Here is a 15,052-nt window from a genome sequence, read left to right as displayed (position 1 = left end):
AAGCGATCAATGCGCGGCGCGCTGCACGAATTGTGGATCGACACCGGTCGAGTAGTCGGTCAGCACGTTCTGAATCGTGCCCTGCGCCTTCAGGAACGCAGCGGTGGCAGCCAGCGACTTCGCCGCGCCGGATTGCGCGCCGCCACCCAACCATGCATTCGAAGCCTGCTGCGCCGGCGTCGGGAACGCGTACAGCGCGAGGCTCGCCGGCACCTCCTGCGCGGTGGCGCCGGACTCCTTCGCAACGGCTTCGACCTGCGGCGAAGTCGCGCTCCATGCCGACGGGCGATCGCGGTAGCTCGCATCGGTCACGGCCAGCACCTTCACGAAACGCGCGACGAACTCCGCGTTCTGACTAGCAAACTTACGATCGACGACGAAGCCATCGAAGGTCGCCTTGCCGGTTTGCTGTGCAACTTGCCCCGACGTAATCAGTACCTTGCCGTTCTTCTTCACCTTCGCCAGCACAGGGTCCCAGATGTAGGTCGCGTCGATGTCGCCGCGCTCCCACGCTGCCGCGAGTTCAGGCGGGCGCAAGTTGACGACCTTCACGTCGGACGGATTCACGCCGGCATTCTGCAGCGCGACCAGCGTATGAAAGTGCGAGGTCGACACGAACGGCACGCCGATCTTCTTGCCCTTCAGACCTGCGACGCTCGTGACGTTGGAACCGTTGCGCGCGACCAGCGCTTCGGCGTCGTTGATGTTGTCGAGAATCCAGAACAGCGAAATATCGACGCCTTGCGACAGCCCTGACGCGATCGGACTCGACCCTGCCTCGCCGAGTTGCACCGAACCGGAGGCCAGGCCGCGGATCACGTCGGCGCCGCTGCCGAGCTTGCGATAGGTGACCTTATAGCCAGTGGCTTTCTCGACTTCGCCGGTGGCCTGCGCATAGCGCCATGGCACGACCATGTCCTGATACGCGATCACGACTTCTTTGGTGTCCGCATGTGCGGTGCCGGCAAGCGGTGCGGACAGTGCGAGCAGCGCAGCGAATGCGGCGAGCGGGCGGAGGAAGCGATTCATCGAGAAGCCTCTTTAGTGTGTGTTGTCTGGGAGGCTTCTGACTATAGGGAGTTTGTCCACGCCCGGTTCTAATTAATCCGCCATTGCTAATCACGCTGTTCGAGCAATGCTTTTCGCGCTGAATCGGATAGGTGTGACTGTTGCGATGGGCGGTGGATCGGTTCAAGCGGATGATTGCAGCTCTGGATGCCTTTGTGCAACCTGGCCGTTTGGCGGATTGACCGCGCTTTGCCGCTGACGGGATGATCGCTGGGTTGCCTTCAATTCGCATTCCTATGATCGATCTCCTTAGCTGCTTGAGCTGGTTGTTCTTTAATGTCGGCGTGCCTGTTTTTGCGCCAATTGCTTTGTTGCCTCTATTGGGCTTCTCGCGTTTCTATAGGCAGACCTCAAGAGGCATCGCCATAAGAGCGATCCAAGACGGGCAACTGCTGTGGGTCGTCATTTCGATGTGCGCGAGCGCCTGCTATGAGATTGGAGGTACGCTCGGCGACGCATCGACAGACAGCGCTAGAGCCTTCATGCTGGCGGGACTACTCTGGCATGTTCTGTTCATTGTGGTGGCTTGCCTGATCGTATCGTTCGGCGCCGCCGATTCCATGCCGCACCCCGCATATCGTTACGTCGACGCGCCTGATCGAGGACTCATGTGGATTTCGTTGTTCATGACGGCAATCGTTGCGGCATCGTTTTCGATATCTCATTATTCGCTAGCCTAACTAATCAGGAGCACCCAAGCTATACTCCTGAAAAATAATCCACAGGGAGGACCGCAATGCCCAATGTCATCGACTACCTTATCGAGAACCGCGCGCTGCGCAATCGCATTATCGATTTCATGTACCCCCTCGTCGGCATCGGCGGAATACTGGCCTCGATTTCCATGCTGCTTGCGCGCTACTACCGCTAGCGACTTCGCGTCAATCTCGGGTGCAACTCCAGCGCCCCAACCCGGCACCTCGCCACAAAAAAAGCCCGCAACAAGTGCGGGCTTTGCATTTTCAAACTACCAGCTATTCAAACCGATCAGACCACTCCAGCTCCATGCGCCTGCAAATCAGCGTGATAGCTCGAGCGCACCATCGCGCCAACGGCGGCGTGCGTGAAGCCCATCTTGTACGCTTCTTCCTCGTACATCTTGAACGTGTCCGGATGCACGTACGAGCGCACCGGCAGATGATGCTCCGACGGTTGCAGATATTGGCCGATCGTCAGCATATCCACGTCGTGCTCGCGCAGATCGCGCATCACTTGTAAAATTTCTTCTTCGGTTTCGCCAAGGCCGACCATCAAGCCGGACTTCGTTGCAACGTCCGGATGAAGCGCCTTGAAGTCCTTCAGCAGCTTCAGCGAATGCGCGTAATCCGAACCCGGACGCGCCTCCTTGTACAGACGCGGCACCGTTTCGAGGTTGTGATTCATCACATCGGGCGGTGCGGCGTTCAGAATGCCGATCGCGCGATCCAGGCGGCCGCGGAAATCCGGCGTCAGAATTTCGATGCGCGTTTCCGGCGACAGCTCGCGCGTCTGACGGATACATTCCACGAAGTGTGCCGCGCCGCCGTCGCGCAGATCGTCACGGTCCACGCTGGTGATCACCACATACTTCAGCTTCAACGCTGCGATGGTGCGAGCGAGGTTGCCCGGTTCGTCCACATCGAGGGGATCGGGGCGGCCGTGGCCGACGTCGCAGAACGGGCAGCGGCGCGTGCATTTGTCGCCCATGATCATGAAGGTCGCGGTGCCCTTGCCGAAGCATTCGCCGATGTTCGGGCAGCTGGCTTCCTCGCACACCGTGTGCAGGTTGTGCTCGCGCAAAATCTGCTTGATCTCGTAGAAGCGCGAATTGCCGGTGGCCGCTTTGACGCGGATCCAGTCCGGCTTTTTCAGCTTTTCGATCGGGACGATCTTGATCGGAATGCGAGCGGTTTTGGCTTGCGCCTTCTGCTTGGCGGTCGCGTCGTAAGCCGTGGCAACGGTGGTAGCCGGCACGGCATCAGGAGCGGGAGAGGCGGCGAGATTCGCGGTAACGTCAGTCATTCGTTCGGTCCAGTCAGGCGGTGAGCGCACCGGCCTGCGGTTGGGCGACGGCCGCGGGACTGCCGTCGAGGTTTGCGGTGAGGCATGCAGCAAAGGTTCGGGCCACTTCGTCCCAGCCGGCAGCGACGCCCAGCGTCGCCATATCGACTGTTTCGAGCCCCGCGTAGCCGCACGGATTGATGGCCAGAAACGGCTGCAAATCCATCTTCACATTCAGGCTGACGCCGTGATAGCTGCAGCCGTTGCGGATTTTCAGACCCAGCGCGGCGATCTTGGCGCCAGCGTGCAGCCCGGCGTCCGGCCCGGGCGCCACATAGATGCCAGGGGCGCCCGCCTTGCGTTCTCCGGCGAGATTATACGCCGCAAGGGTGTCGATCACGGCCTGCTCGATCCGCGTGACCATCTCGCGCACCATCAGCTTGCGGCGGCGCAAATCGAGCAGCAGATAGGCAATCACCTGCCCGGGCCCGTGATACGTGATCTGCCCGCCGCGATCGACTCTGACAAGCGGAATGCCGCTGTCGGCGGCCAGCAGATGCGCCGGATCGCCGGCCTGGCCGAGCGTGAAGACGGGGGGGTGTTCGACCAGCCAGATTTCGTCGAGGGTGTCCGCGGTGCGCTCGTCGGTGAACGCGCGCATCGCGTCGAAACTGGCCTCATAAGGTTCGCTGCCCCGCCAGCGCAGCGTGAGCGGCGCCGTGGCGGGCAGTGGAGACGGGGAAACCGGGGTGGCGCACATGATGGCGCCAGTTTACCGAAATCCGGCAATCCCCGCCGGAAGCGCTCACGGCGCCATGCCCGCCGCCGTGGCGCCGCCTGTGCTCAAACTGTGCGCCAGCCGCCGCGCATCCGTGCCGCCAGCCGTTCGCCGACCCGCGCGAGCCAGTTCAGCGCCCGCTCGTCGCAACGCGTCGGCACCGAAAACGCCACCCTCGCCTGCGTGTTGCCCTCGGCGCTCAGCCACAGACGCTCGCCGCGCCGCAGCCTCAGCGTGTGGCCGGGCTGCAGCCAGTAGTCTTCGGTATCGTCGCTGCGCGTCACCCATACGGCGCCGCCGTGCACGACCAGCTTGGTGCTGCGTACCACCTTCATCGGCACGGTTTCGCCGTTACGGATTTCAAACGCGATGCTAGAGGAAATTTCTCGCATGATGCCCTCGCCAAAATTCGTTTCGTGGCTACAATCGTAGGCGTAGCAAGGGCTTACGCAAAACGATCTATTTTCACCTCTATGTGAGAAATATTGCGATGGACCTCAGGCAGTTGCCCCCACTGAACGCCATCAAGGCTTTCGAAGCCGCTGCGCGCCACGAGAGCTTCTCGCGCGCGGCCGACGAACTGTTCGTGACGCACGGCGCCGTCAGCCACCAGATCCGGGCGCTGGAGGCGGAGCTGGGCGTCACGCTGTTCGCCCGCGACGGCAAACGCGTGCGGCTCACCGAGACCGGCCGGCGCTATGCGGCGCACGTCCGCACCGCGCTGATGGCGCTCGCCGACGCCACCCGCGAAATCCGCGCCGGCGACCGCGAGCGGCGCCTGGTCGTGTCGATGCTGACGTCGTTCGCGGCGCGCTGGGTGACGCCACGGCTCGGCAGTTTTATCGAGGCGCATCCGCAGTGGGACCTCGAACTGCTGTCCACCAACGCACTGACGGACTTCGCGCGCGACGACGTCGACGCGGCGATCCGTTTCGGCTTTGGGAAATATTCGGGGTTGCACGCGGAGTTACTGCTGGAGGAGATCTTCTTTCCGGCCTGCGCGCCGAATTTCAACGGCGGCAAGCTGCCACAAACGCCCGCCGATCTGGCCAAAGTCCCGCTGCTGCGTTCCGACGACGAACTCTGGCGCCCGTGGTTCGACGCTGCCGGCCTCACCGACTGGCCGGAGCCGAAGCGCGGGGTGCTGTACCAGGATTCGTCGAATTTGCTGCAGGCGGCCATCGACGGCCAGGGCGTCGCGCTCACACGGCGCTCGCTGGCAATGCACGAGATCGCGGCGGGCCGCCTCGTACGGCTATTCGATGTGGATGGGCCGAGCCCGTGGCAGTACTACTTCGTCTGCCCGCCGCAAATGCTCGAAACCGCGCGGGTCAAGGCATTCCACGACTGGGTATTCGACGAAGTGGGACGGTTCAAACAGCTTTTCGACCAGGCTTGCGCGGTGGGACCCGCGGCAAGCGCCGATCAATCGGCGGACGCATTGCACGCCACGCCTTGAGCGCAATCAAAATCGCCTGACGTCAAAGCACTACTTTCACCATCGGATGCCCGGTGAGGGCGCGATAGATGTCGTCAAGATGCGCGCGGCTCGTTGCACGCACCGTAACCGTCAAACCAGTGTAATTGCCGCCGCTGGACGGCCGCGTTTCGACCCGCATGCCGTCGACTTCGCTATCGAACTGCCGAACCACCGAGACAATCGTTTCGGCGAACTCGGGATGCGATTTGCCCATGATCTTGATCGGGAAATCGCAGGGAAACTCAAACAGTGACTCGTTCTCGGGACTCATTCTCTACTCCTTGCTACACCTTGCTACTCCTTGCTGCGCCTCTTGCGCTTCCTTCATCGGCGTCGGGCGCTTACGTCTGTCGGGCGCTTACTTCTTCTTGTTGAACATCAACATCAACGAATCCCACACGCGGCCCACCACGCCGGCTTGCGGCACGGCTTGCAATGCGACCACCGGGAATTGCGCCAGCACCTTGCCGTCGCCGACCAGCTTCACGGTGCCGACCTGCTGACCATTGGCGATCGGTGCGATCAGCGGATCGATCTGCTCGACCTGCGGCTTCACCTTGTCGCCCATACCCTTCGGCACGGTGATGTACTGATCGCTCTTCACGCCGATCTGCACGGTGTCCTGCGCGCCCTTGTAGACGCGCGGCGTGCCGACCACCTGATTCGTCTTGTACAGACGCACCGTGTCATACGCGGTGTAGCCGTAGTTCAGCATCTTCAGGCTGTCCTGCACGCGGTCGTGTTCCTTGACCTCGCCCATCATCACCGAAACGAGACGGCGCGACGCGTCGTTCACGCCCGGCAGCGGACGCTTGGCGCTCGCGATCAGGCAGTAACCGGCGGCTTGCGTGTGGCCGGTCTTCAGACCGTCCACCGACGGATCGATCCACAGCAGACGATTGCGGTTCGGCTGCTTGATCTTGTTGTACGTGAAATCCTTGACCGAGAAGATGTTGTAGTAGTCGGGGAAATCACGAATCAGACGCGCCGACAGGATCGCGAGGTCGCCCGAGGTCGTGTAGTGCTGCGGGTCGGGCATGCCGTTCACATCGGCGAAATGCGTGTTCTTCATGCCGAGGCGCTGCGCTTCGGTGTTCATCATGTTGACGAACTGCGCCTCGCTGCCGCCGACCAGTTCCGCCAGCGCGATCGCCGCGTCGTTACCCGACTGGACGATCATGCCGTACACCAGATCGTGCACGGTCACCGGCTTGTTCGCCTCGACGAACATGCGCGATTCGTCCGTGCGCACGCGGCGCACCGCTTCGCTCGGCATCACCGTCTGTTCCATCGTGATCTTCTTCGTCTGCAGTGCTTCGAAGACGAGGTATGCGGTCATCAGCTTGGTCAGCGATGCCGGTTCGACACGCTCGTCGGCATTGCCGGACGCGAGCACCTGATTGCTGGTTGCGTCGACGAGCACCCACGACCGCGCGTTCACCGCGGGCGGCGGCACTTGCGCGAACGCCGTGCCGGCAACGAGCGTTGCCGGCAACACGATGCCGAGGGTCACGGCACGACTAAGCGTATTGGGAACGAAGGAAGCAACTGAGGGGAACAACGTGCGGCCGGAGGTGGAAAAACGCATAGGGTCGATTCGTGCAGAAAAATGCATCGCGCTCAGGGCGCATGGTTTGGAAGAGCCGGTCGGCGAGCGTCTGGCCGTGTAAAACACGGCACGGCGCCCATTGGACTTCCGGCCACGCGATCGGTTCGCGCAGCACGCCTCGCATCCGGCACCGCTGCGCGCGCCTGGTGCTACGCGTCGCGCGAACTGCCGGATGGGCGGTGCTGCGCCCAAAAAAGAGCGCTCATTATACGCGTGCTATCCTGGTAACTTTGTCCGATGGGCGGCGATTAATTTTCGTTTGCGCGTACCTGTACCCCGGAAAACACGCGCAGCGCACCGCTTATCGCCATGCGTCGACGATGATCCGCTTCAGAATATGCAGCTTGCGATGCAGAAAATGCTCCGCTCCCGGAATCACGACAACCGGCAATTCCTGCGGTCGTGCCCAGTCGTAGACCGATTGAATGGGAACCGTCTCATCGGTTTCGCCGTGAATCACGAGCGTGTTTTCCGGCACGGGCGCGACGTCCCAGCGGCTCGCCGCGGTGCCGACAAACACCATCCGCTCGATCTCCTGCCCTTCTTCGCGCAGCTTCGCGGCCACATGCGACAACACGAAGGTGCCGAACGAAAAGCCCGCGAGTACAAGGGGCAGATCGCCCTGCCCCGCTTCGGCACGCATATGGTCGAGCACCGCGCGCAGATCGTCGCGCTCGCCGATGCCGTTGTCATGCTCGCCTTGCGTTTCGCCCACGCCGCGAAAATTCGAGCGATAGGTCACGTAGTTCAGCTGCACAAGCGCGCGCGCCAGCGTTTGCGCGACCTTGTTGTCCATCGTGCCGCCGAACAGCGGATGCGGGTGCGCGACCAGCGCGATGCCGCGCGGCGCGGCGCCGTTTTCGCGGGTTTCGTCGGGCAGGTCCAGCGCAACCTCGATTTTGCCGACCGGGCCGTCGATCAGATATTTCTTCGTATGTACGTTCATGGCGCGGCTTATTGATCGATCTTCAGACGCTCGACAATCTTGCCGTTCGCAAGGTGCGAATCGACGATTTCGTCGATGTCGCTCTCGTCGACATACGTGTACCAGACGCCTTCCGGATAAACGACGACCGTCGGACCCAGTTCGCAGCGATCCAGACAACCGGCCTTGTTGATCCGCACCTGGCCGGGGCCGGCGAGGCCGAGTTGCTTCACGCGTTTTTTTGCATGCTCCTGCATCGCCTGCGCGTTGCAGTTCGCGCAGCTCGGGCGCTCCGCGCCGGGTTCGCGCTGATTGAGGCAGAAGAAGACGTGGTACTTGTAGAAGGAGTCCATGGTGTCCGGAGACGAGGATTTAAGAGTGGGGAACGGCGCTGGACGCGCTGCGGCGCGCCTGTTGTGCGGTCGATTATAGCGAGCGACGCTCGGGGTCGCTCAGCGGCTCACCGGTTGAAGGCGCGTTCGGGGTATGGGTCAGCCCGGCTCACCCACGGCGCATCGCATCGCGGCCCAAGGCTCAAGCGCCGCTCACGCGCCGCTTGAGCCACACACGCTCGACCAGAAACGCCAGCCACACCAGCGCCGCATACGGCCAGATCCACGCGAGCCATTGCGCGAGACCGTTGAAGTGCAGATAACGCCCTTGCCGCCAGTCGGCCAGCACGACATCGAAATACGGATTCACTGGCAGCAGATTGACGAACACCAGCGCGATCGTCAGCGCACAGGCCGCGAGCGCCGCGCGCGTGCGGCGCCGCAGCCGCAACGTGAGCAACGCCGCGGCCGTGCCGCATGCGAGACCCGCTAGCGCGCCGGGTGTCGCCCAGTTGAACGCAAGACCTGATTGCGATTGCAGAAACGTCGCCCCGGCCTTGACGCACAAGGCCGTCACGACAAACGCGATCAACAGGCGCACGCGCGGCGCGTGGCGGCGGATCGGCAGCGACGCCAGCGCGAGCGCGGCGAATAGATTGAGCGTCGTGATGACGGCTTCCCAGCCGTCGTCGGGCAGCCAGGCAGCGGCGATCATCGGCCACGCGCCGACGTGCCAGCCGGGCGGCATCCATGCGCGCAACGCATCCTGCATGGTCGAATCGAAGCTCAGCCACAGCGCGCGCGGCCAGTTGCCGAGCCCGAAGAGGCGCGGTGCCGGGTACATCGTCGCGAACGGCCACAACGCGACAAGACACGCGAGCGCGGTGCTATCGCGCTCGAACCACAGCAGCCGCACGCGACGCAGCAAGCCGCGATCGAGCAGCGCGCCGCTGGCCGGTGACACGATCGCCGCGCCGAGCAGCGCCCCGAGCGCATTGGCGGCCAGATCGAGGTTGGAGGCGACGCGCGTCGGCAGATAGGTCTGCACGGCTTCCATCACGCCCGACAGCAAGCCGCCGAGCACAACCGCGAGCGCGACCGCCAACGTGCCGCGCCAGCGCGGATAGAGCGCGAGCACCACCAGCGCGCCGAACGGCATGTAGCCGAGCACGTTGGTGACGACGTCGAACGCCGTCAGATACTGCGGCATGGGATCGAACAGATAGTCGAACGGACCGAGGCCGAGCGAACGCCAGCCGGAAAACGGATACCAGGAACCGTAGACGATCAGCGCGGCGTACAGCACCAGCGCCTGACGGGCGAGCACCGACGGACGGCGCGCCCAGGGTTTTATGCTCATGCAGCGCTCCGTCGCGTGCGCTGCAAGCCCGTCATTGCGCCGCGACCAGCGCCTGCACGCCGAGCCATGCGCCGATCTGCGCGACGAGGTCGTCGCTGGCGGTGGCGAGCGCCTGCGCGCCGCCGGCGGCGTCGGCCGAACTGGCTGGCGCACGCGCGATAAACGTGCGCTGGCCGATCACCTTGCCGGTTTGGGTCAGCGTAGCGCGCGCGGTGATTGCGGCGTGACTTTGCGACTGGCTATCGAAGACCTGCTCGAACTCGCTCAAATCGACTTTCAGCACCGGCGCGCGCACGCCGTCCGCCCCCGTCAGCACGGTGCCGCGCGAACTGAGCGCGCCGCGCAGACGCTGGGTGAGCAACTGCGACGGCGCCATGGTCCAGTGGCTATTCGCGTACGACGCCATCTGCTGCGCATCGGCGTAGTTGAGCCGGTAGATCAGCTTGTCGGACTCGAGCATGCCGGGCGCGCTGACATCGAGCACCTTGACAGCCGGCAGCGTGCCGGCGGAAGCCGCCGGGTTCGGCGGCCCGAGGTCGTAGCGGATATCTGAGAGCGCCGCAGGGGTGCCTGCGCAACCCGCAGCCAGCACGCCGAACGCGAGCAGCACGACAAGCGCGGCACTCGAGGAAAACAATCGGTGAATCGAGCGTGACATGACAATCTTCCTTTCTTCAAACCTTCAAATCATTTAGCAGCGGCGCGGTTCGCAGGCCACACAAAACCGGCTTCGCCGGGGCCGGGCGCCGCCTGCGGCGCGCCAAACAGCACGCTGCGCGGGTTGGTGCTGAACGCATCGGCCGCGCGGTCCACCGACCGCGCCGCGGAGCGCACGTCTTCGGCAAGCGAATTGACGCGCGGCAGCGTGTCGTAACCGACTCGCGCCGACAACTCCTGCAACGAGCCATCCATCGACGCCAGCGCATCGCCCGCCTGCTGCGCCGCCGTGCCGACCTTGTTCATATTGGTCTCGAACGGACCGTCCGGTCGATTCAGACTGGTGATCAACTGATTCGTCGACGCCAGCGTGCGATCCAGCTGGTTAAGCGTGGCGGGCAGCTTGCCGGCCGCCGGCGCCATCTGCTGGGTCAGCGTGGCGACGCCGTCGGCGGCTTTCTGAATGCTGGCTGCCGTGCCCTGCAACTGGCTGACCATTTCCGGCGACAACAGATTGTCGACGTCGTCGGTGACTTTTTCGAGTTTGTGCAGCAGCACGTCGCCGCGCTGCTGCAACTGATCGAGCAAGCCCGGGTGCATCGGCAATTGCGCCACCTGCTTCGGCGACGACGGCAGCGGCGACGGATCGCGCCCGCTGTCATCCAGCTGGATGAACGCGATGCCCGTGACGCCCTGGAAGCCCAGGCTGCCGAAAGTCGAATGGGTAATCGGCGCGTGCGTGTCGACGAGGATGCGAATCACGATCTGACCCGGATGCGCCGGATCGAATTTGATCGACTGCACCTTGCCGACGTCGAGCCCGCGATAACGCACCGCGGCGTCCGTATAGAGCCCGGTCACGTTGGTGCGCGCAATCAGATCGTACGGCACCCGCACCGAACGGTCGACGTTGAACAAAAAAGCCGCCAACGCGATGGCGCCCAGCAAGATCACTGTGAAGAGCCCTGCCCAGAAGGCATGTGATTTGTTTTCCATTCTCAGGTTCCCTGGTTCACAGCGGCAATTCGGACGATGCCGGTTCGAGCGCCGCGCGCGGCAGCTTCGCGCGGCGTTCCGGCGGCAGCGCCTGCAGCGCGCGACGCCCGCGCAGGCCGAGGAAATATTCGCGGATAAACGGATGATCGACGCCCGCTGCTTGTTCGACCGGCGCGGCGACCAGCACCTTGCGATCGGCCAGCACGGCCACACGGGTGGACAGCGCGACCATCGTGTCGAGATCGTGCGTGACCATCACCACCGTCAGTCCGAGCGCGCGATGCAAAGCGGCGATCAGTTCGACGAATTCGTCGGACGCCTGCGGATCGAGACCGGCGGTCGGCTCGTCGAGAAACAGCAGTTCGGGTTCGAGCGCGATCGCGCGCGCAATGCCCACCCGCTTGATCATCCCGCCCGACAGCGCCGATGGCATCTTCGACGCGTGCTTGCACGGCAGCCCGACCATCTCGAGCTTGAGCATCACGATGTCGCGCAACAGGTCTTCTGGCACCTTGCCGAGTTCGCGCAACGGCTGCGCGATGTTGTCGAACACCGATAGCGACGAGAACAGCGCACCGCGCTGAAACAGCATGCCGGAGCGGCTGCGCATCAGGAGCGCGGTTTCGGGAGAAATCGTCGCGAGGTCTTCGCCGAACAGTTTGATCGTGCCGGACGACGGCTTTTCGAGACCGAGAATCTGCCGCACCAGCGTGGTCTTGCCCGAGCCCGAGCCGCCGACGATCGACACGATCTCGCCGCGCCGCACGTCGAAGTTCAAATGCTGGTGCACGATGTTGCGGCCGTAGCGCTTGGTGATGTCGATGACCTCGATCACCGGCTCGGCGATCTCGGGCATCGGTTGGCCGCGCACGGCCTGGGTGAGTGGCGCGATCATCCGAGCCCCACATTCTGGAAGAGAATCGCGAACACCGCGTCCGCGAGAATCACGATGGTGATCGACGTCACCACCGAGGTCGTCGTGCCTTCGCCGAGACTCTGCGAATTGGCTTTGATGCGAAAACCGAAGTGACAGCCGACGATCGCAATCAGCATGCCGAACGCGACGCCCTTGCCGAGGCCGATCCACAAGTTCGCGACCGGCACCACGCTCGGCAATGCGCGCGCGAAGTAGTTCATGTCGATACCGAGTACGATCTTCGCAGCGAGCGCGCCGCCGGTCAAAGCAATGATGTTGGTCCACATCACGAGCAGCGGCATCGCCACGCCGAGCGCGACCACCCGCGGCAAGATCAGTCGCAGCCCGTGCGGAATGCCCATCACGCGCATCGCGTCGAGTTCTTCGGTGACGCGCATCACGCCGATCTGCGCGGTGATCGCCGAGCCCGAGCGGCCCGCCACCAGAATCGCCGACAGGACCGGTCCCAGTTCGCGAATCACCGACAAGCCAAGAATGTTGACGATGTACTGGTTAGCGCCAAAAAGCCGCAGTTGCTGTGCGGACAGATAGCTGAGCACGATACCGATCAGGAACGCGACCAGCGCGGTGATCGGCAGCGCCTTGCTGCCGGCGTTGTAAACGTTCGCGGAGATTTCGGTCCACGGCGTGATTTTCGGGTTGCGCAGGATCGCCAACAGATCCAGCACCACGCGCCCAAACATCGCGACGCCGCCGTACAGATGCTCGAAGAAGGAGAAAATCGCCAGACCGAGGCGCGTGAACGGATCGAACTTGACCACCGGTTCGACTTTTTCGCGCGCGGTGTCGAGCAGGGCAATGCGTTCGAAGATGTCGCGTTGCGTATCGGTGAGCGTGGTGTCGGCGGGCATCTTGCGGCCCCACACGCGCCACAGCGCCTGGCCGCCGACGTGGTCCATCCGGTCGATCCGCGACAGGTCCCACTGGCCGATGCCTTCGGCGCCGATTAGCGAGCGCAACTGCGGAATCACGTGGCCGGTGGAGCGGTCGCGCGCGAGCGCAAGCGCCGTCCACTGGCCCGAGAGCCGGACGATCTTGCCTTGGCTGCCAGCCGCGACTTCAAGGCCGGGCGGAGTGTCGTAGTTCAAGGATCGCTGGAATCTGGTTATCGGATTAAGGGCCATTGTAGCGAAGGCGCGAGCGATGGACCGTCCTCGCGAGGCTTCCAGTGTTCGCTATCGCTACAATATGAAGATGAACGCTTCCAAGACCCCACCCCAAGCCGCTGCGACGAATGAATGGCGCATCGACCGTGAGCGCGCCGTCGCGTTGTTCGGCCCGCACGCGCATGACTGGCCGATCGAAATCGTCGAGGAAACCGGCTCGACCAACGCCGACCTGATGACGCGCGTCAAAGCGCTGCCGCGCAAAGCCGGTGCGCTGCCGCGGCCGATCGTGCGGGTCGCGTATCTGCAAACCGCCGGCCGCGGCCGCCGTGGTCGGCCCTGGTACGCCGAGCCGGGCAATGCGCTGCTGTTTTCGGTGGCGTGCGTGCTGCCGCGTCCGCTGGAAGGACTGGCGGGTTTGAGCCTCGCCGTTGGCGTGGCGCTGGTCGACGGACTGCGCGCGCTGCCGGTCGCGGGACCCGGCCAGATCGCGCTGAAGTGGCCCAACGACGTGCTGCTCGAAGGCGACAAGCTGGCCGGCATCCTGATCGAAACCGCCTGGAGCACCGACGAAGCGAGCGCGGTGGTGATCGGCATCGGCACCAACGTGAAGGGTGCGGACGAACTCGCCGCCAAGGTCGGCGCCCTGAACGCCGACGTGCCGCCCCAGGCGCGCGGCACGGCGCCGACCGCGCTGCAACGCGCACTGCCTAACGCGAACCTCACCGACACGCTCGCCGCGGAACTGAACGCGCTCGAACCGGCGTTGCAGCGCTTCGGCGCCGAAGGCTTCGCGCCGTTCCAGCCGCGCTGGAACGCGGTGCATGCTTACGCGGGCCGCGAAGTGGTGCTGCTCGAGCAGGGCGAAGAACTTGCGCGCGGCGTGGCGGCTGGCGCCGACGAACGCGGTCAGTTGCTGCTCGACACGGCTGCGGGCCGTCAGACCATCGCGACCGGCGACGTCTCGCTGCGTCTGGCCGACGGTGCTGCATGACGAGCGGCGCGCCTTATCTGTTGATCGACGCCGGCAATAGCCGCATCAAATGGACGCTGGTGCAGCAGGACGGCACGCAGAGCGCGGCCGGCGCCCTCGCGCATGGCGGCGCGGATCAACCCGACTGGTCGAATTTGCCGATACCCGGCGGCGCATGGTTATCGAACGTCGCAGGCGAGACGGTGGCAGCGCGGATCGGCGCGTTGCTGGACGCGCATTGGCCGCAACTGCCGCTTACGACGATCCGCGCGTGCGCGCAGCAATGCGGCGTGACCAATAGCTACACGACGCCAGATGCGCTCGGCAGCGACCGCTGGGCCGGCCTGATTGGCGCGCACGCGGCATTTCCGGGCGAGCATCTGTTGATTGCGACTTTCGGCACGGCGACCACGCTGGAAGCGTTGCGTGCGGACGGCTGCTTTGTCGGCGGATTGATTGCGCCGGGCTGGACGCTGATGATGCGTTCATTGGGCGAGCACACCGCGCAACTGCCGACGCTCGACGCCAACGCCGCGCGCGGCCTGCTCAACGATGACGACGCACCCGACGGCGAGCGTCGCGGTCCGTTCTTCGCGACCGATACCCCGCGTTCGTTGTCGGCGGGCTGCACGTTGGCGCAAGCGGGTTTGATAGAGCGGACGTGGCGCGACTTGCAGGACGAGTGGTGCGTGCCGGTGCGGCTGGTGGTGAGCGGAGGGGCGGCTGACGAAGTGACAGCCGCGCTGAAAGTGCCGCATACTCGCCACGATTCGCTGGTGCTGTCTGGACTCGCGCTGATTGCTGCCGAGAGCGCGACGGTGCGGGACGCCTGAACTGCGGCCATAGAAATG

Annotated in this window: 18 protein-coding genes; 5 read left to right on the top strand and 13 right to left on the bottom strand. The window is 64.1% G+C overall.

Annotated elements, in window-relative coordinates; all coding sequences use genetic code 11:
- Positions 1-6: 6 nt before the first annotated feature.
- Positions 7-1,029, bottom strand: coding sequence for a taurine ABC transporter substrate-binding protein (tauA, locus tag SB772_RS06995; RefSeq protein ID WP_410832542.1), 1,023 nt, complete (start codon positions 1,027-1,029; stop codon positions 7-9).
- Between the two features lie 275 nt (positions 1,030-1,304).
- Between tauA and SB772_RS06990 the strand changes: the two genes are divergently transcribed.
- Both SB772_RS06990 and SB772_RS06985 read left to right on the top strand, forming a co-directional pair.
- Positions 1,305-1,748, top strand: coding sequence for a hypothetical protein (locus tag SB772_RS06990; protein WP_410832541.1), 444 nt, complete (start codon positions 1,305-1,307; stop codon positions 1,746-1,748).
- Positions 1,749-1,804: 56 nt separating this feature from the next.
- On the top strand, positions 1,805-1,939 hold the full coding sequence (locus SB772_RS06985; protein ID WP_410705087.1) for a hypothetical protein: 135 nt from the start codon (positions 1,805-1,807) through the stop codon (positions 1,937-1,939).
- Between the two features lie 116 nt (positions 1,940-2,055).
- Here SB772_RS06985 and lipA read toward each other — a convergent pair whose 3' ends face one another.
- The 3 genes from lipA to SB772_RS06970 form a co-directional block, all read right to left on the bottom strand.
- The gene (gene lipA / locus SB772_RS06980) at positions 2,056-3,069 is read right to left on the bottom strand and encodes a lipoyl synthase (RefSeq protein ID WP_410832540.1); all 1,014 of its coding nucleotides are present in this window, start codon (positions 3,067-3,069) and stop codon (positions 2,056-2,058) included.
- A 13-nt stretch (positions 3,070-3,082) separates the two neighbouring features.
- Positions 3,083-3,808, bottom strand: coding sequence for a lipoyl(octanoyl) transferase LipB (lipB, locus tag SB772_RS06975; RefSeq protein WP_410832539.1), 726 nt, complete (start codon positions 3,806-3,808; stop codon positions 3,083-3,085).
- Positions 3,809-3,891: 83 nt separating this feature from the next.
- Positions 3,892-4,218, bottom strand: a complete 327-nt coding sequence (locus SB772_RS06970) for a DUF2917 domain-containing protein (protein WP_410832538.1) — start codon at positions 4,216-4,218, stop codon at positions 3,892-3,894.
- Between the two features lie 98 nt (positions 4,219-4,316).
- Here SB772_RS06970 and SB772_RS06965 point away from each other — a divergent pair, with 98 nt between their 5' ends.
- Positions 4,317-5,285, top strand: coding sequence for a transcriptional regulator GcvA (locus SB772_RS06965; protein ID WP_410832537.1), 969 nt, complete (start codon positions 4,317-4,319; stop codon positions 5,283-5,285).
- Between the two features lie 22 nt (positions 5,286-5,307).
- Here the strand turns inward: SB772_RS06965 and SB772_RS06960 are convergent, their stop codons facing one another.
- From SB772_RS06960 to SB772_RS06920, 9 genes are all read right to left on the bottom strand, one after another.
- Positions 5,308-5,577 carry a DUF493 family protein gene (locus SB772_RS06960; protein ID WP_410832536.1) on the bottom strand — a complete coding sequence of 90 codons (270 nt, stop codon included), beginning with the start codon at positions 5,575-5,577 and terminating at the stop codon, positions 5,308-5,310.
- An 87-nt stretch (positions 5,578-5,664) separates the two neighbouring features.
- Positions 5,665-6,894 (bottom strand): D-alanyl-D-alanine carboxypeptidase family protein, encoded by a 1,230-nt coding sequence (locus tag SB772_RS06955; protein ID WP_410832535.1) that lies wholly within the window; start codon positions 6,892-6,894, stop codon positions 5,665-5,667.
- A 322-nt stretch (positions 6,895-7,216) separates the two neighbouring features.
- Positions 7,217-7,861, bottom strand: a complete 645-nt coding sequence (locus SB772_RS06950; RefSeq protein WP_410832534.1) for an alpha/beta hydrolase — start codon at positions 7,859-7,861, stop codon at positions 7,217-7,219.
- Positions 7,862-7,869: 8 nt separating this feature from the next.
- Positions 7,870-8,193 carry a (2Fe-2S) ferredoxin domain-containing protein gene (locus SB772_RS06945; RefSeq protein ID WP_115099488.1) on the bottom strand — a complete coding sequence of 108 codons (324 nt, stop codon included), beginning with the start codon at positions 8,191-8,193 and terminating at the stop codon, positions 7,870-7,872.
- Between the two features lie 181 nt (positions 8,194-8,374).
- Positions 8,375-9,532 carry a VanZ family protein gene (locus tag SB772_RS06940; protein WP_410832533.1) on the bottom strand — a complete coding sequence of 386 codons (1,158 nt, stop codon included), beginning with the start codon at positions 9,530-9,532 and terminating at the stop codon, positions 8,375-8,377.
- A gap of 31 nt (positions 9,533-9,563) precedes the next feature.
- Positions 9,564-10,190 (bottom strand): ABC-type transport auxiliary lipoprotein family protein, encoded by a 627-nt coding sequence (locus SB772_RS06935; RefSeq protein ID WP_410832532.1) that lies wholly within the window; start codon positions 10,188-10,190, stop codon positions 9,564-9,566.
- A gap of 29 nt (positions 10,191-10,219) precedes the next feature.
- A complete protein-coding gene (locus tag SB772_RS06930; protein WP_410832531.1) occupies positions 10,220-11,185 on the bottom strand; it encodes an MlaD family protein in 966 nt (321 codons plus the stop codon).
- Between the two features lie 16 nt (positions 11,186-11,201).
- A complete protein-coding gene (locus SB772_RS06925) occupies positions 11,202-12,080 on the bottom strand; it encodes an ABC transporter ATP-binding protein (RefSeq protein WP_410832530.1) in 879 nt (292 codons plus the stop codon).
- Positions 12,077-13,210 (bottom strand): MlaE family ABC transporter permease, encoded by a 1,134-nt coding sequence (locus tag SB772_RS06920; protein WP_410832529.1) that lies wholly within the window; start codon positions 13,208-13,210, stop codon positions 12,077-12,079. Before SB772_RS06920 ends, SB772_RS06925 begins: the two co-directional genes overlap by 4 nt.
- A 106-nt stretch (positions 13,211-13,316) precedes the next feature.
- Between SB772_RS06920 and SB772_RS06915 the strand changes: the two genes are divergently transcribed.
- On the top strand, positions 13,317-14,222 hold the full coding sequence (locus tag SB772_RS06915) for a biotin--[acetyl-CoA-carboxylase] ligase (RefSeq protein WP_410832640.1): 906 nt from the start codon (positions 13,317-13,319) through the stop codon (positions 14,220-14,222).
- Complete coding sequence (locus tag SB772_RS06910) at positions 14,219-15,034, top strand: type III pantothenate kinase (protein WP_410832528.1); 816 nt, start codon at positions 14,219-14,221, stop codon at positions 15,032-15,034. Before SB772_RS06915 ends, SB772_RS06910 begins: the two co-directional genes overlap by 4 nt.
- Positions 15,035-15,052: the final 18 nt, after the last annotated feature.

Origin of the sequence: Paraburkholderia sp. SIMBA_030 (genome assembly GCF_046535245.1) — a bacterium.
Lineage (GTDB): Bacteria > Pseudomonadota > Gammaproteobacteria > Burkholderiales > Burkholderiaceae > Paraburkholderia.
This window is presented reverse-complemented; position numbering and strand designations above follow the sequence as displayed.

Coding starts and splice junctions, on each gene's coding strand:
- tauA (WP_410832542.1), bottom strand. CDS start 1,029: ATGAATCGCTTCCTCCGCCCGCTCGCCGCATTCGCTGCGCTGCTCGCA.
- SB772_RS06990 (WP_410832541.1), top strand. CDS start 1,305: ATGATCGATCTCCTTAGCTGCTTGAGCTGGTTGTTCTTTAATGTCGGC.
- SB772_RS06985 (WP_410705087.1), top strand. CDS start 1,805: ATGCCCAATGTCATCGACTACCTTATCGAGAACCGCGCGCTGCGCAAT.
- lipA (WP_410832540.1), bottom strand. CDS start 3,069: ATGACTGACGTTACCGCGAATCTCGCCGCCTCTCCCGCTCCTGATGCC.
- lipB (WP_410832539.1), bottom strand. CDS start 3,808: ATGTGCGCCACCCCGGTTTCCCCGTCTCCACTGCCCGCCACGGCGCCG.
- SB772_RS06970 (WP_410832538.1), bottom strand. CDS start 4,218: ATGCGAGAAATTTCCTCTAGCATCGCGTTTGAAATCCGTAACGGCGAA.
- SB772_RS06965 (WP_410832537.1), top strand. CDS start 4,317: ATGGACCTCAGGCAGTTGCCCCCACTGAACGCCATCAAGGCTTTCGAA.
- SB772_RS06960 (WP_410832536.1), bottom strand. CDS start 5,577: ATGAGTCCCGAGAACGAGTCACTGTTTGAGTTTCCCTGCGATTTCCCG.
- SB772_RS06955 (WP_410832535.1), bottom strand. CDS start 6,894: ATGCGTTTTTCCACCTCCGGCCGCACGTTGTTCCCCTCAGTTGCTTCC.
- SB772_RS06950 (WP_410832534.1), bottom strand. CDS start 7,861: ATGAACGTACATACGAAGAAATATCTGATCGACGGCCCGGTCGGCAAA.
- SB772_RS06945 (WP_115099488.1), bottom strand. CDS start 8,193: ATGGACTCCTTCTACAAGTACCACGTCTTCTTCTGCCTCAATCAGCGC.
- SB772_RS06940 (WP_410832533.1), bottom strand. CDS start 9,532: ATGAGCATAAAACCCTGGGCGCGCCGTCCGTCGGTGCTCGCCCGTCAG.
- SB772_RS06935 (WP_410832532.1), bottom strand. CDS start 10,190: ATGTCACGCTCGATTCACCGATTGTTTTCCTCGAGTGCCGCGCTTGTC.
- SB772_RS06930 (WP_410832531.1), bottom strand. CDS start 11,185: ATGGAAAACAAATCACATGCCTTCTGGGCAGGGCTCTTCACAGTGATC.
- SB772_RS06925 (WP_410832530.1), bottom strand. CDS start 12,080: ATGATCGCGCCACTCACCCAGGCCGTGCGCGGCCAACCGATGCCCGAG.
- SB772_RS06915 (WP_410832640.1), top strand. CDS start 13,317: ATGAACGCTTCCAAGACCCCACCCCAAGCCGCTGCGACGAATGAATGG.
- SB772_RS06910 (WP_410832528.1), top strand. CDS start 14,219: ATGACGAGCGGCGCGCCTTATCTGTTGATCGACGCCGGCAATAGCCGC.